At 57.4% G+C, this 25,875-nt stretch carries 27 protein-coding genes and 1 pseudogene; 13 read left to right on the plus strand and 15 right to left on the minus strand.

Annotated elements, in window-relative coordinates; genetic code table 11:
* Positions 1–48 precede the first annotated feature (48 nt).
* Together ASD32_RS21285 and ASD32_RS21290 are read right to left on the minus strand one after the other, a co-directional pair.
* Positions 49–639, minus strand: coding sequence for a TetR/AcrR family transcriptional regulator (locus ASD32_RS21285; RefSeq protein ID WP_060640062.1), 591 nt, complete (start codon positions 637–639; stop codon positions 49–51).
* A gap of 57 nt (positions 640–696) precedes the next feature.
* The gene (locus tag ASD32_RS21290) at positions 697–1,524 is read right to left on the minus strand and encodes an oxidoreductase (RefSeq protein WP_060640063.1); all 828 of its coding nucleotides are present in this window, start codon (positions 1,522–1,524) and stop codon (positions 697–699) included.
* Between the two features lie 91 nt (positions 1,525–1,615).
* Between ASD32_RS21290 and ASD32_RS21295 the strand changes: the two genes are divergently transcribed.
* On the plus strand, positions 1,616–2,527 hold the full coding sequence (locus tag ASD32_RS21295; protein WP_060640064.1) for an AraC family transcriptional regulator: 912 nt from the start codon (positions 1,616–1,618) through the stop codon (positions 2,525–2,527).
* A 49-nt stretch (positions 2,528–2,576) separates the two neighbouring features.
* Here ASD32_RS21295 and ASD32_RS21300 read toward each other — a convergent pair whose 3' ends face one another.
* The 5 genes from ASD32_RS21300 to ASD32_RS21320 all read right to left on the minus strand — a co-directional run bounded on the left by ASD32_RS21300 (position 2,577) and on the right by ASD32_RS21320 (position 7,296).
* Entirely contained in the window at positions 2,577–3,266 is a 690-nt protein-coding gene (locus tag ASD32_RS21300) for an aspartate/glutamate racemase family protein (protein ID WP_060640065.1), read from the minus strand.
* A 67-nt stretch (positions 3,267–3,333) separates the two neighbouring features.
* On the minus strand, positions 3,334–4,317 hold the full coding sequence (locus ASD32_RS21305) for an aldo/keto reductase (RefSeq protein WP_060640066.1): 984 nt from the start codon (positions 4,315–4,317) through the stop codon (positions 3,334–3,336).
* A 66-nt stretch (positions 4,318–4,383) separates the two neighbouring features.
* A complete protein-coding gene (locus ASD32_RS21310) occupies positions 4,384–5,139 on the minus strand; it encodes an SDR family oxidoreductase (protein ID WP_060640067.1) in 756 nt (251 codons plus the stop codon).
* 121 nt (positions 5,140–5,260) lie between these two features.
* Complete coding sequence (locus tag ASD32_RS21315; RefSeq protein ID WP_060640096.1) at positions 5,261–6,691, minus strand: MFS transporter; 1,431 nt, start codon at positions 6,689–6,691, stop codon at positions 5,261–5,263.
* A gap of 71 nt (positions 6,692–6,762) precedes the next feature.
* The gene (locus tag ASD32_RS21320) at positions 6,763–7,296 is read right to left on the minus strand and encodes a TetR/AcrR family transcriptional regulator (RefSeq protein WP_060640068.1); all 534 of its coding nucleotides are present in this window, start codon (positions 7,294–7,296) and stop codon (positions 6,763–6,765) included.
* Between the two features lie 210 nt (positions 7,297–7,506).
* Here ASD32_RS21320 and ASD32_RS21325 point away from each other — a divergent pair, with 210 nt between their 5' ends.
* Complete coding sequence (locus ASD32_RS21325; protein ID WP_060640069.1) at positions 7,507–7,896, plus strand: RidA family protein; 390 nt, start codon at positions 7,507–7,509, stop codon at positions 7,894–7,896.
* Positions 7,897–8,058: 162 nt separating this feature from the next.
* Here ASD32_RS21325 and ASD32_RS21330 read toward each other — a convergent pair whose 3' ends face one another.
* Positions 8,059–9,678: a GMC family oxidoreductase gene (locus tag ASD32_RS21330; protein WP_060640070.1), complete on the minus strand. Its 1,620-nt coding sequence runs from the start codon at positions 9,676–9,678 to the stop codon at positions 8,059–8,061.
* A gap of 180 nt (positions 9,679–9,858) precedes the next feature.
* Positions 9,859–10,653 carry an alpha/beta hydrolase gene (locus ASD32_RS21335; RefSeq protein ID WP_060640071.1) on the minus strand — a complete coding sequence of 265 codons (795 nt, stop codon included), beginning with the start codon at positions 10,651–10,653 and terminating at the stop codon, positions 9,859–9,861.
* Between the two features lie 144 nt (positions 10,654–10,797).
* On the opposite strand from ASD32_RS21335, the gene ASD32_RS21340 reads away from it, so the two are divergent.
* A complete protein-coding gene (locus ASD32_RS21340) occupies positions 10,798–11,265 on the plus strand; it encodes a MarR family transcriptional regulator (RefSeq protein ID WP_060640072.1) in 468 nt (155 codons plus the stop codon).
* 28 nt (positions 11,266–11,293) lie between these two features.
* Here the strand turns inward: ASD32_RS21340 and ASD32_RS21345 are convergent, their stop codons facing one another.
* The gene (locus tag ASD32_RS21345; RefSeq protein WP_060640073.1) at positions 11,294–12,073 is read right to left on the minus strand and encodes an SDR family oxidoreductase; all 780 of its coding nucleotides are present in this window, start codon (positions 12,071–12,073) and stop codon (positions 11,294–11,296) included.
* Complete coding sequence (locus ASD32_RS21350; protein WP_060640074.1) at positions 12,070–12,399, minus strand: nuclear transport factor 2 family protein; 330 nt, start codon at positions 12,397–12,399, stop codon at positions 12,070–12,072. The genes ASD32_RS21345 and ASD32_RS21350 overlap by 4 nt, the downstream gene beginning before the upstream one ends.
* Positions 12,400–12,535: 136 nt before the next feature.
* Here ASD32_RS21350 and ASD32_RS21355 point away from each other — a divergent pair, with 136 nt between their 5' ends.
* Positions 12,536–13,459, plus strand: a complete 924-nt coding sequence (locus ASD32_RS21355) for a LysR family transcriptional regulator (protein WP_060640075.1) — start codon at positions 12,536–12,538, stop codon at positions 13,457–13,459.
* Positions 13,460–13,957: 498 nt separating this feature from the next.
* On the opposite strand, the gene ASD32_RS21360 is transcribed toward ASD32_RS21355, so the two are convergent.
* Genes ASD32_RS21360 through ASD32_RS29095 form a run of 4 tightly spaced genes read right to left on the minus strand, consistent with a single transcriptional unit; the run spans position 13,958 to position 18,407 of the window.
* Positions 13,958–14,455 carry a DUF4334 domain-containing protein gene (locus ASD32_RS21360; RefSeq protein ID WP_060640076.1) on the minus strand — a complete coding sequence of 166 codons (498 nt, stop codon included), beginning with the start codon at positions 14,453–14,455 and terminating at the stop codon, positions 13,958–13,960.
* A 35-nt stretch (positions 14,456–14,490) separates the two neighbouring features.
* Positions 14,491–15,354 carry a hypothetical protein gene (locus ASD32_RS21365; RefSeq protein WP_060640077.1) on the minus strand — a complete coding sequence of 288 codons (864 nt, stop codon included), beginning with the start codon at positions 15,352–15,354 and terminating at the stop codon, positions 14,491–14,493.
* Between the two features lie 23 nt (positions 15,355–15,377).
* Entirely contained in the window at positions 15,378–18,041 is a 2,664-nt protein-coding gene (ligD, locus tag ASD32_RS21370; protein ID WP_060640078.1) for a DNA ligase D, read from the minus strand.
* Between the two features lie 57 nt (positions 18,042–18,098).
* Positions 18,099–18,407, minus strand: a complete 309-nt coding sequence (locus ASD32_RS29095) for a hypothetical protein (protein WP_082546863.1) — start codon at positions 18,405–18,407, stop codon at positions 18,099–18,101.
* Between the two features lie 215 nt (positions 18,408–18,622).
* Between ASD32_RS29095 and ASD32_RS21375 the strand changes: the two genes are divergently transcribed.
* The 9 genes and pseudogenes from ASD32_RS21375 to ASD32_RS21410 all read left to right on the plus strand — a co-directional run bounded on the left by ASD32_RS21375 (position 18,623) and on the right by ASD32_RS21410 (position 25,564).
* Complete coding sequence (locus ASD32_RS21375) at positions 18,623–19,510, plus strand: Ku protein (protein WP_060640079.1); 888 nt, start codon at positions 18,623–18,625, stop codon at positions 19,508–19,510.
* A gap of 3 nt (positions 19,511–19,513) precedes the next feature.
* On the plus strand, positions 19,514–20,335 hold the full coding sequence (locus ASD32_RS21380) for a Ku protein (protein WP_060640080.1): 822 nt from the start codon (positions 19,514–19,516) through the stop codon (positions 20,333–20,335).
* 137 nt (positions 20,336–20,472) lie between these two features.
* A complete protein-coding gene (locus ASD32_RS21385) occupies positions 20,473–20,712 on the plus strand; it encodes a hypothetical protein (protein WP_060640081.1) in 240 nt (79 codons plus the stop codon).
* Positions 20,713–21,225: 513 nt separating this feature from the next.
* Positions 21,226–23,292 carry an ATP-dependent helicase gene (locus ASD32_RS21390; protein WP_060640082.1) on the plus strand — a complete coding sequence of 689 codons (2,067 nt, stop codon included), beginning with the start codon at positions 21,226–21,228 and terminating at the stop codon, positions 23,290–23,292.
* 41 nt (positions 23,293–23,333) lie between these two features.
* The gene (locus ASD32_RS30740; protein WP_244490223.1) at positions 23,334–23,750 is read left to right on the plus strand and encodes a hypothetical protein; all 417 of its coding nucleotides are present in this window, start codon (positions 23,334–23,336) and stop codon (positions 23,748–23,750) included.
* Positions 23,751–23,794: 44 nt separating this feature from the next.
* Positions 23,795–24,238 (plus strand): annotated as a pseudogene (locus ASD32_RS21395) (DUF892 family protein); the annotation flags it as partial.
* Positions 24,239–24,305: 67 nt separating this feature from the next.
* Positions 24,306–24,752: a hypothetical protein gene (locus tag ASD32_RS21400; protein WP_060640084.1), complete on the plus strand. Its 447-nt coding sequence runs from the start codon at positions 24,306–24,308 to the stop codon at positions 24,750–24,752.
* Positions 24,753–25,040: 288 nt separating this feature from the next.
* The gene (locus ASD32_RS21405; protein ID WP_156383283.1) at positions 25,041–25,211 is read left to right on the plus strand and encodes a hypothetical protein; all 171 of its coding nucleotides are present in this window, start codon (positions 25,041–25,043) and stop codon (positions 25,209–25,211) included.
* 8 nt (positions 25,212–25,219) lie between these two features.
* Positions 25,220–25,564, plus strand: coding sequence for a hypothetical protein (locus tag ASD32_RS21410; protein WP_244490224.1), 345 nt, complete (start codon positions 25,220–25,222; stop codon positions 25,562–25,564).
* Positions 25,565–25,875: the final 311 nt, after the last annotated feature.

Here is a 25,875-nt window from a genome sequence, read left to right on the forward strand (position 1 = left end):
GGTAGTTTTGTTGGACGCGATTTACCTGAGCAGCCTAGCCACGCAGGATTAGTGAGAGACAGTCGGTGTAAGGCGGTCAAGGGCCGGTGCAAGTATTGTCGAAAACACCTCCGGTTTCCCGTAGGCTCTTGCCGAAAGCATCGCCCCGTACACCGTCGCTAGAAAAGCTTCGGCTTCAACATGCGGTTCGCTCGTGAGATTGAGCGCCCCATTTTTTCCTCCACGCTCCATAACCGTCGTCAGCCACGATGAAATGAAGCGAAAGAAATTCGTCACCTCGGTTGCGACTTCCGGCGGAAGGGATGGCAGTTCACTGGCAAGCAAAGCACACACACAATAGGGCCTGCTGGCATCCCCGATGCATTTGGCCCAGTGGTTTGCATAGACTTTAAGGACGTCCAATGCGTCTGGAACATTCTGTTCGAGAGTGACAACACTCGCCTGCCCGTCTTCCCGGTAACGCTTGACCAGCTCACGCACCAGATCGACCTTGCTGGGGAAGTGGTGGTGGATGCTGGCCTTGCGTATGCCGACCACTTCCGAGATATCTGCATAGCTGAACCCGTTGTAACCCCCACTCATGATGAGGTTGCGCGCAGAGGCTAGGATTTCGTCGGAAGTGTTCGGAAGATTGCTCATGGAATCTGTCTACCTTCTAGTAGGCAGATCGTCAATAGCAAAAAGCTCGTTTTGCTTCTAGCCGTCTGTGGAGACTGTAAGAGCTTTCCACGATGCGAGTTCCTGCTGCAAACGCTCGATCCGCGCCGTCACGTGGCTGAGGGCATCGCTGCCGAGAAGGAGCTGCGGCGGAGGATTGTCCAACCCGATGAGAATAAGCACAGCAGCGGCCAGTTTTTGGGGATCACCGAGCTGCTTGCCGCTTACGGCCTGACGTGCCTCGCGGATCGGATCGAACAGGCTGTCGTAATCCGCAATCGACCTGTCTGTGCGGACCATCGAACGCCCAGCCCAGTCTGTCCGGAACGAGCCAGGGCAAAGCGTTGTCACGTGAACTCCAAACGGCGCCATTTCCGAGCGCATGACCTCGGAAATGCCCTGAAGCGCAAACTTGCTGCCGCAGTAATAGCCGATGCCGGGCATGGTGATCATACCGCCCATCGACGTGACGTTCACGATAAAGCCACGGCGGCGCTCACGGAACCTCGGAAGAAATGCCTTGGCCACAGCGACGGCGCCGAACACGTTCACGTCAAACTGACGTCGCATCTCTTCAAGTGGCGATTCCTCAAGCACGCCCTCGTGACCGTATCCTGCATTGTTGATCAGCACGTCAACTGGCCCGTGTTCGTCCTCCGCTTCCTGGACGACGTCAGGGATGCGGTCGAAATCGGTTACGTCGCAAAGGACCGGGCGCAGTTCCGGGAGGGTCTTTACCAGCGCGTCGCGCGAGCCTTCGGAGCGGACGGTCCCGATGACGGTGTGACCGGCTTCCATTGCGGCGGTGGCGATCGCCAATCCAAAGCCCGAGTTCGCCCCTGTTATGAAAAACGTTTTGCTCGACATTTCTGAAACTCCTTGATTAACCATGGATGACAGATAATCTGAAGGCGACCTGGACTCGATTGCGGATTTTCTGAATGTTTTGCCTAATTCTATGATTATTAAGGAACAGTCCGTCACCCATGACCGGCTCGTCGTCGTGGCCGGACAACTGGCCCCTCGCCTCGGCCACAATCAGACTGCGATCAGCTGTGTCCGTATCCTGCGCACTGAAGCGGTACTTGATGACGTTCCGGTTCTCTATAGGCCGGGGGCAGTGTTCGTTTTGCAGGGGAGCAAGCAAGGCATCCTGGAAGGCGAAGTCTACCTCTATGACGAGGACCATTATCTCGCTGTTTCGGTACCCGTTCCATTCCGGATGACTTCGAAGGCAAGTCAACAACGGCCATTGCTTGCCGTCTATCTGGAGTTCGATATGCAGATGGCGGCCGAGATTGCTCTGCAGGTGGAAGAACTCGCAGGTCCCTCAGACGCCAAACCGCGAGGGCTGCTCTCAAGCAGAATGGATCGCGATATCGAAGACGTCCTGCTTCGACTGCTGACTGTGCTCGTCAACCCGGTCGATGTCGCCGTGCTCGGGAGCTCCATCCTGCGTGAATTGCATTACCGCGTAATGTCTGGCTCGCAAGGTGGTGCCATCATCGCGGCCCTTCAGCGAAAAGGGACGTCCGGAAAACTGCTTAAGAGCGTGGCATGGCTGCGGGAGAACTACAGCAGTGAAATCGCCGTCGCGGATCTTGCGAGAGACGTGGGTATGAGCGTCCCTTCCTATCACGTCCATTTCAAAAACCTGACCGGCTCAAGTCCGATGCAATATGTAAAGGCGATGCGGCTCCATGAGGCGCGACTTATGATCGCTCGCCGGAGCGGGACCATTGCAGACGTAGCTGCGTCGGTCGGTTACGTCAGCTCTGCCCAATTCAGCCGCGATTTTAGAAGGCATTTTGGACGCACGGCGTCGGAAGAGGCGAAGTGGGTCCACCATCATCTTGGTGAGCAGGGCTAACCGATGCTCTAGCACACTCCCGCAAACCAGTCGTCAGATGCTCAGCATGTCACTGCAAAGCAGCTCGAAGGGCGGCTTCACAGTGAACCAGGGTCGTATCGAAGACGGGGACGCCGACATTATCCTGATCCAACAGCATCCCTGCCTCGGTACAACCAAGGATCAGGCAATCACTGCCTTGATCAATCAGTCGCTGCGCAATCCGTTCATACGTCAAGCGACTTTCCTCACGCACCACATCGCGACACAACTCGTCATAGATAATGCGGTGGGTTTCCACTCGATCATCGGCGTCAGGAATTATTGGTGACAGTCCTCGGTCGGTCAGGCGATCGGTGTAGAAATTCTGTTCCATCGTGAAAGCGGTTGCCATCAGCCCCGGCCTACGGAATCCGCTGTCCAGGATCGCTGTCGCCGTTGCATCTGCGATGTGAACGAATGGGATCGACACCCCGCCCAGGATCTTGTCCGCCACCTTGTGCATGGTATTCGTCGCCATGATCAGCAAGTCGGCACCTCCGCGCTCCAGAGCAATGGCTTTTTCGTTGAGGATGTCTGCCGCCGCGTCCCAATCAGACGATGTCTGTAATTTCTCGATCTCATCGAAGTCGACAGACCTGATCAGAAGCTCAGGAGAATGAAGTCCGCCCAGGCTCTCGCGGGTAAGCCTGCAGAGTTCCCGATAATAAATCTGGGTCGAGGCTGCGGACATGCCGCCAAGTATACCGATTGTCTTCAAATGCTTTCTCCATATTCACATGTTTCTATTCTCTTGCGGCCAGGCCAGTCGAACCAACACCATGTCATCAGGAAAACCCGACGACAGAGTGGGGAATGTAGTTGATCTCAAGAACTTGTATTTCAGCGTCGGTGAGCCTGATGGAAAGCGAGGCGACAGCGTCGTCCAAGTGCTGCAACCTGGTTGCGCCGATGATGGGTGCGGTGATCTCGGATTTAGACAGAACCCATGCCAGCGCAATCTGTGCTCTGGGCACTTCCCTCTCCTGCGCAATCCTGGCAACCGCCTCTGCCACGCGTCTGTCGGCGTCCTCGGTGGTTCGGGTGTAAAGGCCCTTTCCGATCTCGTCGGTTTCGGAGCGATCGCTTTGCGCGCTCCAATCGCGGGTCAGACGGCCACGTGCGAGCGGGCTCCACGGGATAACGCCAATACCCTCGGCTTTGCAAAGCGGGAGCATCTCTCTCTCCTCTTCACGATACAACAGGTTCAGGTGGTTCTGCATGGAGACGAACCGAGACCATCCGTTCGCCTGCGAGACAGCGAGCATTTTCGAGAACTGCCACGCGTACATCGACGACGCGCCGATGTAGCGGGCTTTGCCCGCCTTGACGACGTCATGCAGCGCTTCCAGAGTCTCCTCGATAGGTGTCTGATGGTCGAACCGATGGATTTGATAGAGATCGACATAGTCAGTCCCCAAACGTTTTAGGCTGGCATCGATCTCGGAAAGAATGGCTTTTCGCGACAGACCGGCCCCATTTGGTCCGGGCTTCATCCGACCATTGACCTTTGTGGCGATGACCACATCGTCTCTCGTCGAGTACTCTCTTACAGCGCGGCCGAGGATTTCTTCGCTCGTTCCGTCCGAGTAGACGTTGGCAGTATCGAAGAAGTTGATCCCCAATTCGATCGCTTTGCGGATAAAGGGGCGGCTTTGTTCTTCCGCTAGCGTCCAGGGGTGGCTTCCGCGATCGGGCTCGCCATAGCTCATGCAACCGAGGCAGAGCCGGGAAACCTCGAGGCCGGTATTTCCAAGGCGTGTATATTCCATGTCTATCTCCAATTTCCGCAGCGAGAACCTGCCTAGTCGATCGGCAGTTCCCGCCTTGCTTAATGTTCAAGCGCTTATGCCGCCATCGACGAGGATGCCCGAGCCGGTGATGTAGCCAGCGCCCGGGCCTGCAAGGAATGCGACGGCCTCTGCGACCTCTCGGGTCCGACCGTATCGGGCAATAGACAGGCTCGGCAAGATCGCAGGTGCCAGAGCGCCATCGGCAGGGTTCATATCGGTGTCGATCGGGCCAGGCCGGACCAGGTTGACTGTAATTTCCCGGGGACCCAGTTCGCGCGCTAGACCACGTGTAAAACTTTCCAGAGCGGACTTGGTCGCTGCATAGACAGCAATTCCCGCGAAAGGCACTGCCAGTCCCGCATTGCTGCCAGTATTGATGATGCGGCCTCCGTCCGGGATGTGCTTCAGCGCTGCCTGTGTGATCAGAAAGACGCCTCGCACATTAACGTTCAGTTGAAGATCTATCTCGTCCAGTGGCTGTGTGGAGAAATCACCGGCAAACAGGACGCCGGCATTGTTGACCAGGATGTCGAGGCCGCCGAGGTCAGCGACCGTCCGCTCAACCGCAGCTTTAGCAGCGTCTGGGCTCGCGGCATCAGCTTGAATGGCAATGGCTTTGCGGCCCATCACTCGGATCTCCGCAGCGATAGCTTCGGCTTTCTCGGCCGACTTTTCATAGGTGATCGCAACGTCGGCACCATCTTCGGCCAGTTTTAAAGCGATGGCTGCACCGATACCGCGTGCCGCACCGGTCACAAGAGCTCGCCTTCCCGCAAGCGGAGGAGTGGGAATGTTGTTCATGGAATTTTACCTCAAAATGTTGCATGTCGATCGGCCGAGAAATGGATTATCCGAGGGTGGCCGACTGGGAGTGGGAATGGTCAAACCTTTAAAGGAAGAGCCGATGGCTCAACGTTCGCACTCATCGGTGAACTTCTTTGTCCGATGGCAGACCAGCGGAAAGCCAACCTGCAATGAGGAGACAAATACCAATCGCGACGGCTGCGATGCTGTAGGCATGGCCGATGGATCTCTCATCGGATGCTGGACCCAGGATTGAGAAAAACAATCCGCCGATAAGCGCCGTTGCCAAAGCGCCGCCTATCTGAAGCATAGAATTGATCAGGCCTGAGGCCAAACCTGACCGCGCCGGGTCAACCCGCTGAACGACAGTCTTCACCAGGTTTGGGAGCGCAATTCCCTGACCGGCGCCAACAAAGAACAGGGCAACGAATAGGAACTGTGGTGCCCCGAAAGAGATCAGGGCCGCGGTCCCGAACAATCCAGCTGCTTCCAGGGTCATGCCTGCGGCGGCAGAATATCTCCCGAAGACGCGCAGGATGCTCCCGCTCGCGAATGGTCCCAAAACGAACCCGAGGGCCGCGGGAAGGATTGCAACTCCAGCCTCGAAAGGCGTGCGGCCCAGGCCGCCCTGTTGGTAGACCGAAAATGTCAGCCAGAAAGCCGCAAAGGCGTAGAAAAACAAGGATGAGAGCAGCCCGCGCGTCAGTCCAGGGACCTGGAGCATGCGCGGTTCGACAATCGGATCTCCCCCCACGGCCCCTACCCTTAGCTCGTAACGCCAAAACAGCAGAAGAAGTGGCAGGGAAGCCGATAGCATCAAGATCGACCAGATCGGCCACCCTTGTTCACGGCCCTCAATGAGCGGCGAGATCAGCGCAAACAACGCAACTGCGAGCAGCGTCGCTCCACCCATATCCAGCTTCCTTGCATGCTCCGATCGGGTCTCGCGCAACATGACCAGCGCGGCCGGCGCGGCTATTGCGATCACGGGGAGGTTGATAAGGAAAATGGCTCTCCATCCGAGGCCAAAGACATTCAGTGCAATCAGCGCCCCACCAAGAAACAGGCCAGCCATTGATGCCACCCCAAATGTCAGGGCATAAAAGCTGAGTGCCTTCGACTTTTCGTGTTCGGGAAATATCGCATTGATTGACGCCAAAGCTTGCGGCGCCATGATTGCTGCGGCAAATCCCTGGAGAATACGACCGGTGATCAAGACCGAGGGGGACCAGGCGAAGCCGCACAAGGCAGATGCGGCGGCGAATGCGACCATTCCAGCCAGAAAGACGTTTCGCCGACCGTATAGGTCGCCAAGCCTACCACCGGTGATCAGCATGACTGCGTAGGTGGTGGCATATCCTGAAATAATCAGCTGCATCGTTGAGGCGGAGGCCTGAAAGTCCTCCCGAATCGAGGGCAGCGCCACATTGACGATAAAGAAATCCAGCGGGGGAAGAAAAGCCCCGGTCAACAAGATGGCCAGCGCCGTCCACCTGCGCGGATCAAGACTGTCCTTGGCGTCATGGGATTGTATCAACTTTCTCTCCATATCGAGAAGCGAAACCGCGTAAGCGGGCAGCAAATTGCGCAATTTCGGAACTGAATGGTTTCTAATTGAAGTCAGTCGAGCGGCTTCAGCGCGAAGTCGACCATCGCCCTGGTGTCGTCGCGATCCGCTCCAGTTTTCCCTAAAACTCTCATTCCTTGGATCTGACACACGAGGAACCTCGCAAGAGCTCGCTCGTCCAGCCCAGGATCAATCTCACCAAGGGCTTGAGCTCTTATGATGGCAGCCGCATAAAGATCCTGCAGTCGCCGAAACAGTCGTGCAATTCGAGCGGAGACCTCGTCGTCCGTGGGAAGCATTTCGACGGCCGACAATACGACAAAGCAACCGCGCAGGCCCTCTTTGCCTGAGGACTCGTCAACCTGCCGCGAAAAGGCTTCTCGAATTGCGGCTTTTGGCGACGGGTTGGCATGCAGGATTTCGCCAAGCTTACGAATGGCGTCTTCGATATAGACATCAAGCGCGCGGAGATAGACGCCCCGCTTGTCCACGAACGCCTTGTAAAAGCTACCTCTCGATAGCTCCATGCCTTCGAGCAGGTCGGGCAAAGACGCATCGTGATATCCACGGTCCCAGAACACGCCCATCGCCTTGCGAACTGCGACGTCGAGTTCGAATTCGCGAGGGCGTCCAACGGACGGGGATATCTGACTGCGTCTAACCATGTAGATAATATGGAACCAATCGGTTTCTATTGCAAGTCATATTTTCTCGCATTAGGGTAATCGCTCGTGGTTTCAAAGGCGGCGCCGCCCTTCCCTCCTGGGCCGCCTATCTTAACAGGAAAGTTCAGGCCAATGGATCGAGAAGTCATTATTCCAGAGGAAATGCGCGAGATCGTCTCCCGGGCAGGATATGCCCCGGCGGTTAAGGTTGGCGATACGATCTACGTCGTCGGGCAAGTCGGCCGGACGAGGGACTTGCAGGTGATTGAGGACCCGCAAGAACAGTTCAGGGCCATATGGGAGAACCTCCGCATCGTCCTTGAGGCCGCAGACTGCACCTTCGACGACGTGGTGGAGATGACGAGCTATCATGTGGAGATGTCCAAGCACATGGATATTTTCCGGACGGCAAAGAACGAAGTCTTTCCAAAAGGAACCTACGCATGGACTCGCATCGGCGTATCCGAACTTGCACATTCTGGCTTGCTTGCGGAGGTGAAATGCGTCGCGGTGAAGCGATAGCGGTTAGGTTCACACCGACCCGGGAAAGGGCGATGCGTGTTCCATCGGAAAGCGATACCGGCATGGAACGGGGACCCAAGCTCTTGAACACATACGGTCCCTCAATCCCGAAACTGAGAAGAGTTGGCGGCCCGCGTCTGCAAGCCGCCAAACGTAACCTCTTCAGTCGGGTCGAGCCAGACCTCTGCTCAGGCCAGCGAGGCCATGCATATCCTGGATCAGATCCGCAGCCCGTTCGCCGATGACGACGCAAGGCGCCATCGTATTACCGGTTGTAATACGCGGCATGATTGACGAGTCTGCGATGCGCAGGCCATCGATGCCATACACCTTGAGCTCGCTGTCAACCACTGACATGCTGTCGCGTCCCATCTTGGCCGTGCAGGACTGGTGCCAGTAAGTGACGGCCGATTTGCGAATGAAATCGATCATGCCTGATCGATCTCTCGGGCCGGGCGCAGTTTCGCCGCTGACGAGTGGCATGAAACCATCGCTATTGCCGAGTTCGCGACACAATTCCACCGCCGCCAAGGCGGCCGACATGTCTTCTGGCTCGCTCAGAGAATTCGGTTCGATCAGGATCGGGTCATTGGTACTGGGACCAGAGAGCCGCAGCCGACCGCGGCTTTTCGGCTGGGCGAGACCGTTGAACATCGTCCAGCCATGTTCCGGCGTTTCGAGGCCCGTCTCGATCGGTGACGGCACAGCAAATTCCAACTGGCACTGAAGAATGTCCGGCTGGGAAAGACGCGCGTCGCTTTTCCAGTAGAGTTTTGCTTCGCAGCCACTGCCACCGACGGCTTCTGGTTTTCGATATGCCCAGGTGCAGCCGAATGCGAGATGATCCTGATGATTGCGCCCAACGCCAGGTAGGTGCTGAACGACCGGAATACCATGGGCCTGCAGCTCATCTTCCGGACCTATACCCGACTGCATCAACACTTTCGGCGTTTTGATCGCACCAAGCGACAGCACCGTCTCACAACGTGCCGTGAAATGACGGCGCTCGCCATCGACAAAAACCTCGACTCCGGTCACGCGCTTGCCATCGAAGATCAGACGCGTGACCAGGGCATCGGTCAGCACCGTCAGGTTTGGCCGCGATAAAAGCGGGCGAACATAGGATTCAAATACAGATTCTCGCTTCCCATCCCGGATCCGCAGCTCGGCGATCGATGCGCCGCCTGGGCCCTCCATCATTTCACCGTTCGGGCTATCGTAGACGGGAATGCCGATAGCGGATGCCGCACTCAACAGGGCTTCTGCGATCGGTTGGGGCGCGTGCGGCTGCGCGACGTAAGCCGGCCCTCCCACGCCACGACGGGTTAGGTCCGGAGCGCCCTGCCAATCTTCGATCCGGCGATAGTAGCCAAGGATCGACTGATAGCCCCACGCGTCATCACTGGTTTCAGCGGCAAAGTGGTCCCAATCCCCCTTGTGTCCTCTGGCCCACACCATGACATTGATGCTCGAACCGCCACCGAGCCCTTTGCCCATGCTGAGAGGAAGACGTCGACCGTCCAGGCCAGGTGCCGGTTGCCCGACAAAACCCCAGTCCCGGATCGAGCCGAGATTGAGCGGCCACTGCGCAGGGTTGGTTACGGTCTCTGCCGCATCGTCCCCGCCTGCTTCGAGCAGCAGGACGTTCGCGTTCCCATCCTCTGCCAGTCGAGCCGCGACGACGGAGCCGCTGGATCCTGCGCCGCAGACGATGAAGTCGAAAACATCGCCAACCCCGCGCGAATCTTGGGGTGCATTTTGCTCATGAGTATTCAGCTTCACGTGACTACCTCCGTGAATGGATTTAGGTGAATTTTGAAAGTGGGGGCGAAGCGCGAACGAATTCTCGCTCGCAATCTTCCGGGCGCTAACATGCGATCTTGGTGTTAAGGCGCCTGATTCAACGAACCTTGTTCGTCGTCATCGGGACAGTTGGGGACTGTCCCGATGACCCGGCATCAGTCACTGCTTCTTCGCCGAGACGGCTTTGGCGGCCTGGTCAATGGTATCGGCGACGACCTTCGGCTGCGTCATGAACAGGGCGTGGCTTGCGGAAACCCTGGTGATCTTCGCCTTGATGCGCTCGGCCATGTGGATCAGCATGGCCTGATCGAAAGCCTTATCTTCTGTGGCGATGACGGCCCAGCTCGGCTTGGTCCGCCAGGCGGCATTCTCGAGCTTGGTGCCGAACGCCGACATGTTGATCGGCACCTGCGAAGCGCTCATGAACGCGGCCTCGGCATCGCTGACGTCATGCGCGAAACCAGCCTTGAACTTTGCCGGGCTGACATATCCAAAACCATCCTTGGTCGTCTCGATGACGAACTCAGATGCAGGAGCAAACCCTTGATACTGCTGAGCCGTCGTCTCGCCGGCATCCGGGGAGAGTGCGGAGACATAGACGAGGCCCGAAACCTTTGGATCGATGCCAGCTTCCGTGATGACCGTGCCGCCCCAGGAATGCCCAACGAGAATGACCGGACCATCCTGCCGCTCAAGCGCACGCTTGGTGGCGGCGACATCGTCTGCCAGGGACGTCAACGGGTTCTGCACGATGGTAACGTGATAGCCGCGCTTCGTCAGATTGTCGTAAACACCCTTCCAGCCCGACCCGTCGGCAAAGGCGCCATGGACGAGCACGACGTTTTTTACGGACTGGTTATGAGGAATTGTGTCAGCAGCGTTTGCCGATAGTGCGGCGGACAAAGCGGTAGCAACTGCAATCGCGGCAACGGTGGTTGTGGACTTGCGTGTCATGGTCATCTCCTTTAGGTAAATGCGATAACTGTTATCGCGATAACTATAAGTTTTCACATCTCCAGCCGCGCGTCAATATGAATCTTATCGCGATATTGGTTTTCGTGATAAGTTGGATTATATGGATGGCTACAGGAGTTCAAAATGACCCAACGCCATAACGACCCCCCGCCCCTGCGCCACCAGCTGTGCTATGCGATTTACACGGCCGGCATTGCCATCCAGCGCGCTTACAAGCCCCTTCTCGACGAGCTGGGACTGACCTATCCGCAATATCTCGTCCTGAACGTTCTTTGGGCAAAAGACGAGCAGACTGTAGTGTCCATCGCAGATCAGCTCGCCTTGGAATCCAGCACGCTCACCCCGCTTTTAAAGCGTCTTGAAACAGCCGGACACTTAAGTCGGACGCGCAACCTGAACAACGAACGGCAGGTTCTGGTTGCGCTGACAGACCAAGGTCGTGCATTGCAGCACAGGGCAGGCTGCCTCAGCGATACTTTGCTGGCAGCCTCGACCCAGACCCCTCCGGAACTTGCAGCCTTGAACCGCGACGTGCGGCATCTTCGTGACGCGATCTACTCCCAGATCGGCGGGTGGGACGCACCCGCCTAACCTGTAAGAGTTTGAGCTGACTGAACGATCAAGCGGTCGGGACGGTCCCGCCGTCGATGACGTGCTCGGTCCCTGTAATCGATGCTGCCCGATCCGATGCAAGAAATGCGATCAGATCGGCGACCTCTTCCGGTTTGGCCGGTCGCCCAAGCGGTATGCCACCGAGCGATTTCATGATCACCTGCACTGCGGCGTCGTACTCGATGCCGGCTTCCGCGGCGATGCGCAGCGCTAGACCATTTGCACCCGGATCGGCGATCCAGCCCGGAGAGACCCGTACCACCCGCACACCCTTCGGAGAAACCTCCTTGGAGATGCTTTTGCTGTAGGTGTTAAGGGCTCCTTTGGCTGAAGCGTAGCCGGTCGTCGCCTCGGGTAGCGGAAGGTTTCTCTGGATCGAGGTGACGTGGATGACGACACCACTTCCCTGGGCGACCATGCCAGGGATCAAAGCGCGATCCAGTCTGACCGCCGGAAAGAAGTTAAGGGCGAACTCCTTCTCCCAGTCCTCGTCGGTGAGCGCCGCGAAGCCGCCTGAAGGGGCTGAAGAGCCGCCCAGCATGTTCACAAGGATATCAAGGCCGCCGAGTTCTCTATGCACCGCATCGACGACGGTCTGTACCCCCGCCGTGGTGGTCAGATCGGCCTCGACGAACGCCGCTCCCGCGAGGTCAACAGGCTTCTTACGAGCGGTGGTCAATACGCTGGCACCGAGCTCCTTGAACAGCGCAACGGCTGCAGCGCCGGCCCCCGAAGTGCCGCCAGTGATGAGGGCGCGACGGCCCTGCAAGGTGAGGAACTGTGTCATACTGTGATCTCCAGTTCGGCGACCTTGTCGCCCGCGAGGACGAAGAAGAAGCGCAGATCGATCGGGCTGCCCGGGAAGTCGCCGACGGCATGGGCCGTTACCTGGCTTTTCCCGTTGTCGGTGGCAATCAAGAAGGGTTCCACCGTGTAGCTGTATTGCTGAGCTTCATCAGCCATCCAGGCGCGGATGGCATCACCACAGCGGTGGGTCTTGCCTTTATCCTTCACGATGCCGTCTGAAGTGAAAGTGGCAGCGATCGCGTCCGGGCTGCCAGTCCGGTCGGCTTCGAAATACGCTTCGATCGCCTTGGGAAGTTTGATTGTCATTATGATCCTCCATCAATTCCAGCATCGCGCGCTGGAGGCCTCGTTCCCGTTTGAGTTCGATAAGCACAATTTAAGGCAGGACCGTTGACACGATAACTGGGATAAAGAAGGATGTGGAATTACGAAAAGAGGAATAATGACGCGCTCTGTTTTAGTCGATCTGGACGCCGTTCTCAGCATCGCGCGCCTGGGCTCGTTTCGAGCGGCCGCGCTTGAGCTCGGCATGTCCACAACAGCATTAAGCAACGCCGTTGCAAAGCTTGAGCAGCGTCTTGGCGTTCGCCTGTTCAACCGTACAACGCGTAGCGTCTCGCTCACCGACGCTGGAAAAACTTTTGCCGAGCGGGTTGGCCCCGCAATGATGGACATCCACGATGCTATGCTCACGGTCCAATCGCTTCAGGACACTCCGTCGGGCACATTGCGCATCAACGCCTTCGCGACAGCAGCGCGCGAGGTCATGGAACCGCTCATAATGTCGTTCATGCAGCGCTACCCTCAGGTGCATATTGATCTGGTCACGGAGGGACGGATCGTTGACATCGTTGCCGCGGGCTTCGACCTGGGCTTGAGGCCGGCTGATCTGGTGCCGGCCGACATGATCGCCGTACCGCTCGGTTTGAAGCGCAGCAATGCAGTTGTTGCATCGCCAGACTTCCTGCGCACTCACGGAAAGCCAATCGTCCCAGCCGACCTTTACCGGTTTCGTTGCATCCGCGCTCGGCTTCCCAACAACGCCTTGTTTCGGTGGAAATTTGAAAAGGACGGGGAGGCTGTCCAGATCGATGTACAAGGCTCGATCACTCTCGACGAATCGAGCCTTGTCAGGATAGCGGCACAAAATGGCGTCGGGCTCGGATACGTTATGGAAGCGGACGTGCGTGATGATCTTGCGGCCGGCCGACTGGTGCGCGTTCTCGAGGATTGGACTCCATCGCTGGCGCCACTGGCTTTATACTATCCCGGCAGGAAAAATCCGCCAGCCGCGTTCAGCGCATTTATTCAGGCTGCCCGGGATTTCGCGAAGAAGCAAACAAAACAACCACAACATGCAGACTAAAGTGCCCTACCGCAGTATTGTTTTGCGAGGGTCGAGGCGCGCAACGATCTGCCCGGCAAATGAACGTTACGGACATTTAGAGCGTTCTCACTTATTTGCGCGTTTTCCACCACGAAACCTGATGGCATTGGTATGGGACTTTCTATCTGCCGCTCCATCGTGGAGGCCCCGGAGGACGCATCTGGGCTACAGCCAATCGTCCCTGCGGGATCTCATTCAACTTCACGCTCTCTAACTACCGTTGCTCTCAAAGGCATATCTGCAGGCTTATCCATCACCGCTGGCACGAACATCGGCGTAGACGTCTGCTCCGATTGTTTCCGCGACTTCCGCCGCCAGGTGAACAACTGACCAGGCGACAAACCTTGCCGCCGCGCAACAGCACTGACCGACATCTCGCCGCTATGACTTTCGGCGACAATCTGAAGCTTCTCCTCTTCGCTCCATTCGCGGCGGCGAAACTAGCTTGATGCGGCAGGCCGAGCCTGCCGCATCAGTTCACACATCTTTAACGCGCTCGAGCTCGAAGAAATAGACGCGCTCGTCACCTTCGATCACCATGGCTCCCACGAGGCGATTATCGTCGACCTTGCGGAAATGATCGACGATGGGCTGGGTGTCGTAGACCATCGCAGCACTTGTCACCCCTTGGAACGGCACGGCTTTCAATGATGCTACCGGACCTTTGGCTCTCAGCCGGCGCAGCAGAAAGGAAAACAGGTTGCTTGCGGCTCGGCTCCTGCCGATCTTGTGGAAACGGAGTGCCAGACGGAGTGGAATCCAGGCCGGATCGGTGGCGACGAGGCGCTTCTCCCCTCCGCGGAACAACAGCGCGTCGGCACGCATCTGAGCCGAGAACCGTTTGCCAAACCAACCAAGGTTTTCGAGCACGCCGTCCAGAGGGTGGCCGGATGGGATACCCCGTCCAGTCCACAGCCCGGTCATCTCGCGCGGCTCCACAGGTGGCAGCCGCTGAAATCTTTCCATCTCATTCATCGCATGTTCCCGATCAAAGGGGCCTCCATTCGACTCTAATCTTCCTGCCGTCGCTGCTGAGCACGCCGTGTCGATCTGGCCTTCTGCCGCGCAATCCGAAGTTCGTCCAGATCCGGCACCCACCAGCCGCGGGCCACTTCCCGTTCGCCCGGCGGCGTTCGGGCCGGCCATGTCGTGACCAGTTCCTCAAGAGACGCCGGCCGCCAAGCCGCCCAGACGTATTCACTGTTTGATTTCGTTTGAAAATAGAACGCGTATACAGCTTCTGGATCTGCCAGCTCGCCATGTGTATCGGTGAAGATGACGACGCCCACGTGCGTACCGATCGCACGATCGAATGGGGGCACGTCATCGACAGGTACGGGATAACGTTTTCGGCGGCGCTCACTGGTTCTCGCCTTAGCGGCGTCATCTTCCTCGGTGCCTTTCAACGCCTCACGCCGGGCCTTTCGCACATCGGGCTCGTTACGCTCGGCCGCTGCCTCGATCGTTAGCCATCGTTGGCGTAGCTCATCCAGTGACCGGTAAGGGATAACCCACAGCCGGCGATCCGCATCCCAGCGCGCCAATCGAATTTCCCGGATTTCGGTGACGACCGTGCGCGAATAGGGTGTCCGGATCTGCAAACCGGATGGCGCCGCGTCGAGGTAGCGGCTTTTGATCGGATCGAACGCGAACGCATCCCTGCCCTTTTCGTCCGCAAAGGCATCGGCTTCGGCTTCCATCTCCGCGAGCCATCGTCCGATGCGCTTGCCGGCAGTGCGGCCCGGCACGAACCAGGCGTTCAGCCTATCGTTCCACCGGGCACGAGGAAACGACTCACGAAACCGCTGAACCGTGATGCGATCATGCGGAAGATCAGTCGTTGCTCCGACGGGTGGCTCGGTCTCTCTATCCATCGCTCAATCGCTTGTGGCCATACTCAAGCCGCCGCCTTTCGGGATTTTGCCAGCCGCTCGACGGCTTGTTCCAACGGTCTCTGCCCGTCGCAATAGTCTTGCCAGGCGGTGCTCTTCTTTAACAACTCGGGCACGGTGCGGATCGTGAACCGCTTGGGATCCAGGTCTGTTTTCACCTGGCTCCAGTTAAGCGGCATCGAAACTGTCGCACCGGGACGTGCGCGCGGCGACAAAGGCGCAACCGCCGTCGCCATGCGATCGTTGCGCAAATAGTCGAGAAAGATGCGGCCCTCGCGTTGGTTCTTCGCCATCTTGATCAGGTAGAGCTCCGGATTGTCGCGCGCCATATCCTGGCAAACATCGTGGGCGAAGCCCTTCGCCTCATCCCAGCTGAGTTTCTTGCCCTTCGGCACGGCCAACGGCGTGACGACATGCAGGCCTTTACCACCGGTGGTCTTGCAAAAGCTGACAAGCCCCAGGTCTTCGAGACGGTCACGGATTTCTCGTGCGGCCTCGACGACGGTGGAGAATTCAACATCTGGACCTGGATCGAGATCGAACACCAACCGCCCCGGAACTTCCGGCTGGTTAGGCTCGCAGTTCCAGGGATGAAGCTCGACGCCGCCGATCTGGGCGATTGCGGCCAAGCCTTCGACCCGGTCGATCTGCAGATACGGCTTCTTGTCCCCGAAGACGGTGACGAGCTCAAGCAGGTTGGATGTTCCGGGCATGGCATGGCGCTGGAAGAACTGCTCGCCGCCGATCCCATCTGGGGTGCGGATGATCGAGCACGGCCGCCCCTTGATATGTTCGATCAACCACGAGCCGACGGCTTCATGATATTGCGCGAGATCGAGCTTGGTAACCGGTTCTTTGTCACCGGCATCTGGCCAAAGCGGCTTTTCCGGGCTGGAGATTATCACACCCATCACTTCCGCCTTCGCGCCCCTGCGAAACTTCCTGGGCGCCGGCTTGTCCGTATCCGGATCAGGCACCTCGTTTTCGACCGGAGAGGCCGGCGTCTCGGCTTCGACCTCGTCGGCCGGCTTGTCTTCGCGTAAGCCTTTGAACGCCGCCTGTCGGACCTGGCCGTCACCTGTCCACCCAGCGAACTCGATTTCGGCGACCAATTCGGGTTTGAGCCAGACTATGTCGGACGATTTCTTCGGCGCACCGATGCCAGTGAAGGGTGACTTCGAGGTTTCCATCTCGCGCAGCTTGGGCAAGAGCGTTTCGACAACCTTTGCGCCATATCCGGTACCGACCCGGCCAACATATACGAAGTGGTTGCCGCGATTGACGCCGACGAGGAGTGAGCGGAAATTGCCATTGGTCGTGGCATAGGCACCTATGACCACTTCATGCCCAGCACGGCATTTCGATTTCGCCCAGGTATCCGTGCGGCCGGACCGATAGGGTGCATCAGCCTGTTTCGAGACGATACCTTCCAGAGACAGGCGGCAAGCAGATTTCAGCACCGCATCGCCGCCCGTTTCGAAATGCTCAACGAAGCGGAGCCTGGGATCGTCGCCAACGTCGGACAAGAATGCAGCGAGCCTGTACTTTCGCGCGGTGAGCGGCAATTCAAGCAGATCCTCGTCCCCAATGAACAGGAGATCGAAGGCGAAAAAGACCAGGTCGTCCGTCTTGCCTTCCGACAGCGAAGCCTGCAGCGCAGCGAAATCGGGAGCGCCGTTTTCATCGAGGGCACAGATCTCACCATCGATGATGCAGTCGGGAAGCTTAGACGCCGACACAGCAATGGCAGACCATTTCGCCGTCCAGTCCAGGCCCTTGCGGGTCTTCAGGGTGACCTCACCGTTCTCGACCCGCATCTGGATGCGATAGCCATCGGACTTGATCTCGTGGATCCAGCCATGTGCAGTTGGCGGTCGCGCCAGGGTCTCGCAAAGCTGGGGAGCGACAAAGTCCGGCATCGAAGATTTCGCGCGTTTGGCGGCCGCCGGCTTCTTCGCTGACTTGGTGGCTGTCTTTGACCCGGCCTTGCGCTCTTCGGCGGCAAGACCATGATTGCTGTCCCACACCGCATCCGCTTCCACCGCGCCGCCTTGCAGCATGAACGGTTTGGGTTTTTTGCCTTTGCCGGATGCGATAGCCTCCATCGTCCGGCCGGATGCAACCGATGTATGGTTCTCCTCAAGCACGGCTGCGCCGTTCTCCTCGACAGAATAATCGTCATGATGCTTGATCAGCAGCCAATTGGTGCGTTTGCCGCCATCGCGATCATGCCGCATGCGGACGAGCACGAAACTGCCATGTAGGCGATCGCCTTCAAGCGTGAACTTGAAATCACCCTTGGCGAGCGCCTCTTCCGGTGTCTTTTTTCCCTCCGGCTCCCAATAGCCTCGATCCCACAGCATAACTGTCCCGCCACCGTACTGACCTTTGGGGATTGTGCCTTCAAAATCTCCGTAGTCGAGCGGATGATCTTCCACTTCAACCGCGAGGCGCTTGTCGCCGGGATCGAGTGAGGGACCTCTTGTCACCGCCCAGGACTTAAACACTCCGTCCAGCTCCAGCCGAAGATCGTAGTGAAGGCGCGTCGCGTCATGCTTCTGGATCACGAACCGACGACGGTCGGACGCACTGACGTTCGCCTCTCCACTGGGCTCGGCGGTCTTTTTAAAATCGCGCTTGCCGCGGTACGTCAAGAGATTGTCGGCCATGGTTTATAATCCTGACGCAAGAGAAACGGGGCCGATCTCAAGTCGGCCCTTAAACTGCTATTTGCCCGAAACGCGGACCGCTCCGGCATCTCCGAAGCTTCGTTGGACGGCGGCGACCTGATCAGCGGCGATATCCGCAGAGACCTCGATCTCGCCTTCAAATGCCCCATCTTGGCGAGCGCCGCCTTCATGCGAGGCATCACCACCGGATGGCTTGGAGCCGGCGGTATTTTCACGACTTGCGGACTGGACGAAAATGTCGGGCCTTGAAATACCGTGTTGCTGAACAAGGTGTTCGACGGCGAGATCAGCTGCCGCACGTGTTTCGAACGTTGCTCGTATTGTTGTAGTGCTGTCGTCTGCCATGGCAACTTGTCCTTTATGTTCTATCACCCATTCAAACGCTGTTGGTCCCCCAGTGGTTTCATTGCCATACTGTTCGGCGACTGGTTTTTCTGCGATTGCACTGAAACCTCAACATTGACCCTTCGCCCTGAATGACGATGATCCATCCCAACGAAAACGCCGGAACTAACTAGGCGGCGTTGAGTTTCCTCCGGAACGGACTTAAAGGGACGGAAATGGCTGCACATCGCGCTCAGTGGAAAGGTCACCTGAAGATTGGTGAAATCAGTTGTGCCGTGGGCCTCTACACGGCAGCCTCGACATCCGAGCGGATCAGCTTCCATATGATCAACCAGAGCACCGGAAACCGCCTGAAACGCGAGTTCATCGACAGTGAGACCGAGGAAGTCGTGGACCGCGACCAACAGGTGAAGGGCTTCGAGACCGGCAACGGTGATTACATCGTGATTGATCCCGATGAAGTGGCAGCGGTTGTCCCTGACTCTGACAAAATGTTGGAAGCCGAAGCATTCGTCCCCTGCGGTAAGATCGACGACATCTATTTTGATAAGCCCTACTATCTGGTCCCGGTAGACGAAGCCGATCATGACGCTTTCACCAGCATCCGGGATGCCCTGATCAAGACCAGTGCCACGGCGATTGCTCGCACTGTGCTCTTCCGCCGTATGCGAACTGTCCTCATCCGGGCGCACGGCAAGGGCATGATCGCAACGACCCTCAATTACGATTACGAAGTCCGCTCTTCCGATGAAATCTTTAAAGAGGTGGCGAAGGTCAAGATCGAAGCCGAGATGCTCGATCTGGCCAAGCACATCATCACTACCAAGAAGGGCGAGTTCGACCCCGCGAAATTCGATGATCGCTACGAGGATGCCCTCGCCGCGCTGGTGAAGGCGAAGGCGGAGGGCAAGACTCTGCCGAAGCCCAAGCCCATCAAGGTTTCCAGGCCGAACGACCTACTCAAGGCTCTGCGCGAGAGCGCCGGTATGGATAAGCTGGCGGCAAGCAAGCCGAAGGCCGCCAATGCCAATTCGGGCAAGAAGGCCACAGCTTCCAAATCCACCAAAAGCCGGGCGAAACCCGCACAAAAGAAGGCGAGCTGATCGATGGCACCGCGCCGCCCATATTGGAGAGGCTACCTCAAGCTCTCGCTCGTCACCTGCCCTGTGGTAATGACCCCAGCCACTTATGACTCCGAAAAAGTCCGCTTTCATACGCTGAACAAAGATACCGGGAACCGGGTGGTCTCCCAGTACGTGGATAGCGTGACCGGCAAGCCCGTCGATGATGAACACGAAGCAAAGGGCTACGAGCGCGGTGAGAACGATTATGTGCTCCTGACCGACGAGGATCTGGACTCCGTCGAATTGGAGACGGTCCGGACAATTGACATCGAAAAGTTCGTTCCGCGTGGCAGCATCGAATGGATCTATCTCGAAACCCCGTACTATCTTACCGCAAACGACAAAATGGGCGACGAAGCTTTCGCGGTCATACGGCAAGCTATGGCGGCAGAGGATGTCGTCGGCATATCTCGCGTTGTCCTCAGTCGTCGGGAACGGGCGGTCGTGCTGGAGGCGCGCGGCGAAGGCATCGTCGTCTGGACCCTTCGCTTCGGAGATGAAGTGCGGCCGGAAAGCGAATATTTTACAGGCATAGATAAAAAGTCAGATCCTAAAGGCGTTTCCGCACTTGAGGCAGTGATTAAAAAACGGCTGAAGGACTGGTCGCCGGAAATGGCGTCCGACCCGATCCAGGAAAGCTTGCTGAAGCTGATAGCGGATAAGAAGAAATCCAAAAAGCCGTCGAAGGCCATGACTGCGAAATCCAAGAAGAATGATGACGAGGAAAAGAGCAACGTTGTGAACATTATGGACGCATTGAAGAAGTCGGTTGCAAAGGAGCTGAAATCCCGCAAAACCGGGTAACCTCTTTTGCCGCATACCGACTTGATAAGCGCCTAAACCAGTCCCCGAGAAGGATGAGAATGCGAGTTTCTGTGTCTGCCGCTAGCCGGCGAAACGGAGCTTCCACCAACCCAAGCTCTCGTTAGCAGGAGGCAAGTATGCCGATCTTTTTTTTTAGGAGCCCGTATGACCTCGCCGCACCAAGTTCTGATGATGAAATTGAATTTGACGATCTAGAGCAGGCCATTGGGCAGGCCCGTGTTGCCATCTGTGAGTTGGCGTTAGATTTTCTCCCCATCAGTCCTGTCAATATGATTGCTATCGAAATTCAAGATGCTGAAGGAATAACTCGGGCCGACGTGCGCTTAAGTCTTGACGTCTTCCGCCGCTCGTCCTGACAATTTGAAGATTCACCTCCCGTACAACCGCAGCAGGGAGCCGTACTTTCGCCGGTGCGGCCGAAAACGTGGATTGAACCCTCCGGCACCCTCTACGAGGGAACTTGATCCACTTTAGTGATGGTTGATATTGAAAATCCGTAGATCGCCAACGTTCCGGGAGAAGAGGCTGGCTGTTTAGATTAGCGCGGAAGCCCTTCCGTTCCCGGATCTATTGTCCGCATGAAAGAACCTTGCCCTCAAGCCTCCCTTCGAGGGCACTGGATGCACTCGAGAAGTCTGCAGCTGTCGGATTGAAGGCGGAGTTAGGACAGCTGCGGATATCTTTCTCATGCCGTTCAGGGCTTTTCAGCGGCTATCGCGGCTGATAGTTCATTATTTGTTCTTATCCTCCAAATGAGTCAATGCTGATTCGGCGGTAGGCAGGGCGCGGATGGCGGAATGGGACGCGCAAGCGACGGGCATCCAAACCAAAACAGCCAGAACAGACAGGCACTTATCGGGGATCACAGCATGACGGTTGCCTATCTGGAAAAACTGAACGAGCAGCAGCGGCAGGCTGTGGAACACGGCGTTGGACTGGCAGACGGACAGAGGGCGGGACCTTTGCTGATTATCGCCGGCGCCGGATCCGGCAAGACCAACACGCTGGCTCACCGGGTCGCGCATCTGATAGTCAACGGCGCCGATCCGCGCCGCATCCTGCTGATGACGTTTTCACGGCGTGCCGCGTCAGAGATGTCGCGGCGTGTCGAGCGTATATGCGATCAGGTGCTTGGCGCCAATTCCGGGGTTCTCACCGACGCGCTTGCCTGGTCCGGCACGTTCCACGGGATCGGGGCGCGGTTGCTGCGGATCTATGCCGAACAAATTGGTCTGAACGTGGATTTTACCATTCATGATCGCGAGGACAGTGCGGACCTGATGAACCTTGCCCGTCACGAGCTTGGATTTTCCAAGACCGAAATCCGCTTTCCAACTAAGGGGACCTGCCTGTCGATCTATTCGCGTGCGGTCAATTCGCAGACGCCATTGAACGAGATCCTGCGCCAGCACTATCCTTGGGTGGCAACCTGGGAAGAGCAGCTGAAACAACTATTTGCCGCTTACGTCGAGGCCAAGCAGGTCCAGAACGTGCTCGATTACGACGATCTTCTGCTTTACTGGGCCCAGATGGTCAGCGATCCCGATCTTGCCGATGATATCGGCAATCGCTTTGACCATGTGATGGTTGACGAATACCAGGATACCAACAGGCTACAGGCCTCGGTGCTGATGGCGCTCAAACCCGGCGGTGGCGGTTTGACGGTCGTCGGCGATGATGCGCAGTCGATCTATTCGTTTCGCGCGGCGACGATCCGCAACATCCTCGATTTCCCATCATCCTTCAGCCCGGCCGCCGATATCATCACGCTCGACCGTAATTACCGCTCGACCCAGCCGATCCTGGCTGCGGCAAACGGCGTCATCGATCTTGCCCGCGAGCGCTTCACCAAGAACCTGTGGACCGAGCGGCAATCGCTGGAGCCGCCGAAGCTCGTCACCGTCAAGGATGAAACGGAGCAGGCAAACTTCATCGCCGACCAAGTGCTCGCCAATCGCGAGAGCGGCATCACGCTGAAGCAACAGGCCGTGCTGTTCCGCACGTCCAGTCACAGCGGTCCGCTCGAGGTCGAACTCACCCGCCGCAACATTCCCTTCGTCAAGTTCGGCGGCCTAAAATTTCTCGACAGCGCCCATGTCAAGGACATGCTGGCGGTGCTGCGGTTCGCCCAGAACCCCCGCGACCGCGTTGCCGGCTTCCGGCTGCTGCAGATGTTGCCGGGCATTGGGCCGAAGACGGCCGGCAACATTCTTGAGACGATGGCAGCCGACCCGGAGCCGCTGCTGGCCCTTGCCGAAATCCCGTCACCGCCCAAGACCGGCGAGGATTGGACATCCTTCGTCCAGTTGCTCGCTAATCTGCGCAAGACCGAATATGGCTGGCCTTCGGATATCGGGCAAGCACGCATTTGGTATGAGCCGTATCTCGATCGGATCCATGAGGATGCTGACACCCGCAAGGCTGATCTGCTGCAACTCGAGCAGATCGCTAGCGGCTATCCCTCGCGCGAGCGCTTCCTGACAGAACTAACGCTTGATCCGCCTGATGCCACCAGCGATCAGGCCGGTGTGCCGCTGCTCGACGAGGACTATCTGATCCTGTCGACCATTCATTCGGCAAAAGGTCAGGAATGGCGGGCGGTCTTCATGCTCAATGTGGTGGATGGTTGCATTCCCTCAGATTTGGGAACTGGGACCAGCCAAGAACTCGAAGAAGAGCGCCGGCTGCTTTACGTCGCCATGACACGCGCCAGGGACAGCTTGGCGCTGGTCACACCGCAGCGGTTTTTTACCCACGGGCAGAACGCTCAAGGGGATCGGCACGTTTATGCGGCGAGGACGCGGTTCATTCCTACCACGCTGCTGCAATTTTTCGAGACCACAACCTGGCTGAAGGTCTCGGCAGCAGCTTCCGAGCGAAGTGCTGAGCAGATCCGTATCGATGTCGGCGCCCGTATGCGAGCCATGTGGAAATAGGAGAGGATCGATGTGCAAAATCTACGATGTGACCACCACCCGTGCCGGTTCTCCAGTTCAAAAAGGCCCTTGGAGATCTCGCCGGCTGGAACAAAGCGAGCTTCGATATTTACCCGGTCTATCAGGCAACAATTATCCGCATCGCAGAGGATGGTCAGCGGGAGATTGCACAGGCCACCTGGGGCATGCCGTCAACGCCTGCCTTTGTGAAGAATTACGGGCGTCACCGCGTTTTTGACCACTTCGCTAAACGAGATCTTCTCTCCCCTCCATCAGGTGGCCATCTTCGTCGCAAGAATGGCGCACCGCATGATGATAACCAACTACGGTCAACCCCTTCGATCCTATTGGCCGAGATCGGTTATTCAAGCCGGGCGGTGACGAGTGCAACAATGGCCACCCAAACCCCACGTCTAATTTCAAAGCGTTCAATACGCTGGATTGCACCAGCAAATTGACCATGGAACTATCTTAGCAATTTTGGGTTCAGCAGCCATCACAAGTCTATTTCGCGGAGCAGAAAATCATCGAAACACTTCCAAAAATGGAAGAAGCAGCGACGAGCGTCCAGCTCAAGGACGCCTTTACCAAGCATCTGGCCGAAACCGAGGTTCATGTTGCGCGCCCCGAACAGGTGTTCGAGATCATCGGCGAGAAGCCCGAGGCCAAGACCTGCGACGCCATTCTCGGGATCACAGACGGGGGTGCCGACATCATGGAAGAATACGAAGGGTCCCCTGCCCTCGACGCCGGACTTCTGGCGGCAGCGCAGGCGGCAGAGCATTACGAGATGTCGCGCTACGGCACCCTTCGCACATGGGCTTCGGAACTCGGACTGACCGATGCCGCCGGGCTGCTTCAGCCCACACTCGACGAAGAGCAGGCGACAGACCTGGCTTTGACGTCGATTGCGACAACCGTCGTCAATCAGAAGGCTGAAGGCTGAACAATTAAGTCTGGATCCGGGGCAGACCTGCGGATCCAGCAAATCAGGACGGTCGAGGAGCCATACCATGTCGAACGCAACCAACGATCAGAAGCACGTCGGTCCTACCGATGCGACCAGCCCGACGGAGTTCGGACAATCTGTCGAGAGCAAAGCGCAGAGGGACGACGCCGTCACGACGGGTGGCTTTGAGCGTGAGCGACTGAATGTCTATCGGCTCGAGCCGATTGCCGAGCCAAACGACCCACGATGGGACAATTCTCCCCACCAGGGAGTGGTTGTTGTCGCCGCACGCACTTCAGGAGATGCCCGTATCGTTGCTGCAGAGCGCGAACTTGATTTCATGGAAATCGACGCCGCCCCGGCCGAAGATGTTACGACCAGCAATGCCAGCGCGTTTCGTTCGGAAAAGCTCTATACCGTCATTGAAATCGATCGCGCTCGGTTGGACCTCACACGCGGCGTGCTCGAAGGCGAGATTTCGGTAGCGACGATTAAGCCCGTTCAGCTCTAAGAATGCCGGCCGCAGGTAACCGACTATCGATACGGCGATCAAATCACAGCCGACTTTTTTCTACCGCCGTGACGGATGATCTTTACAGCTTGCTCAACAGCCTGCCGTTACGCTGAAGCAGCGACAGCCGAAATTTCACCGAGTTGGATCACTAATCGGAACATGTGCACAACCAGTGAGTTAGAGCAAATCCAACTGGCCGCCTTCTTAAGGAGCAATCCGGTGACTACCAAGTGAATGCGTTACTTCCTGCCTCGAATCGAAAGCGACCTCGTGGCGATCGGGTCAATGCCCCAGACCATCGAGAATGTGAAGGCTCTACTGGAGGCCAACGACGTGGCCATCGAACGTGGATTGGGGGCGCTTCACAAATCAGGAAGCCTCAAACTCATCGAAGTCACGGACGATGGCGTAGTGGAAAGAATCCTGCAGGCAAAAATGGCTAAATTAGCGAGATGAGGTACATAGTGACCGATAACCCGAAAAATTCTCCCGCAGTCAAATCTCTTCAACAAGAACGGGCGCGACAGCAGGAGCAAGCCGCCAAGGGGGAGCTCGACACGGGTCTGGAAGATACATTTCCAGCATCTGACCCGGTTTCCATGACGTCGACGTCTATCCCCTCTGGCCGTACTGACGCGGAAAAGGCAGAGAGAGTCAGCGTCAAACCGGATCCAACCGCCTTGGTGACCGAGATTGTCGAGGACACGAAAACACTTTTCGGCGACTTCCGCAAGGTTGTCAGCGAACGACCCCTGGCAACTGCGGCAATTGTGGTAGCAGTGGGATATCTATGGGGCACTACACGTTGAAGGCATAGGCCCTGGGCGTGTTGATCTCGCAATTCTCTGCGGTGAAATATCACCAATCGCTTCAGGGAGTTCCAAGATGTGGCCACGTGACAAAGCCGCTCCATAAGTCAGGTCATTGGGATAGGTCGTCTCTACACGGCCGTTATACGTGGTGTGTCATCGAGGAGATCCGTCGGCAACGGAAAGCGCCCAGACTATCAACGACACCATGCGCAAGATGGAAGTCGACATCGACGATCAGCCTGAGGCCAAACGGCAGGACGGGCTGAACCAGAGCCAAGCTTCAAGCGCAAATGGATCGTGATCAATTG

This window comes from Rhizobium sp. Root483D2, assembly GCF_001426685.1.
Lineage (GTDB): Bacteria > Pseudomonadota > Alphaproteobacteria > Rhizobiales > Rhizobiaceae > Pararhizobium > Pararhizobium qamdonense.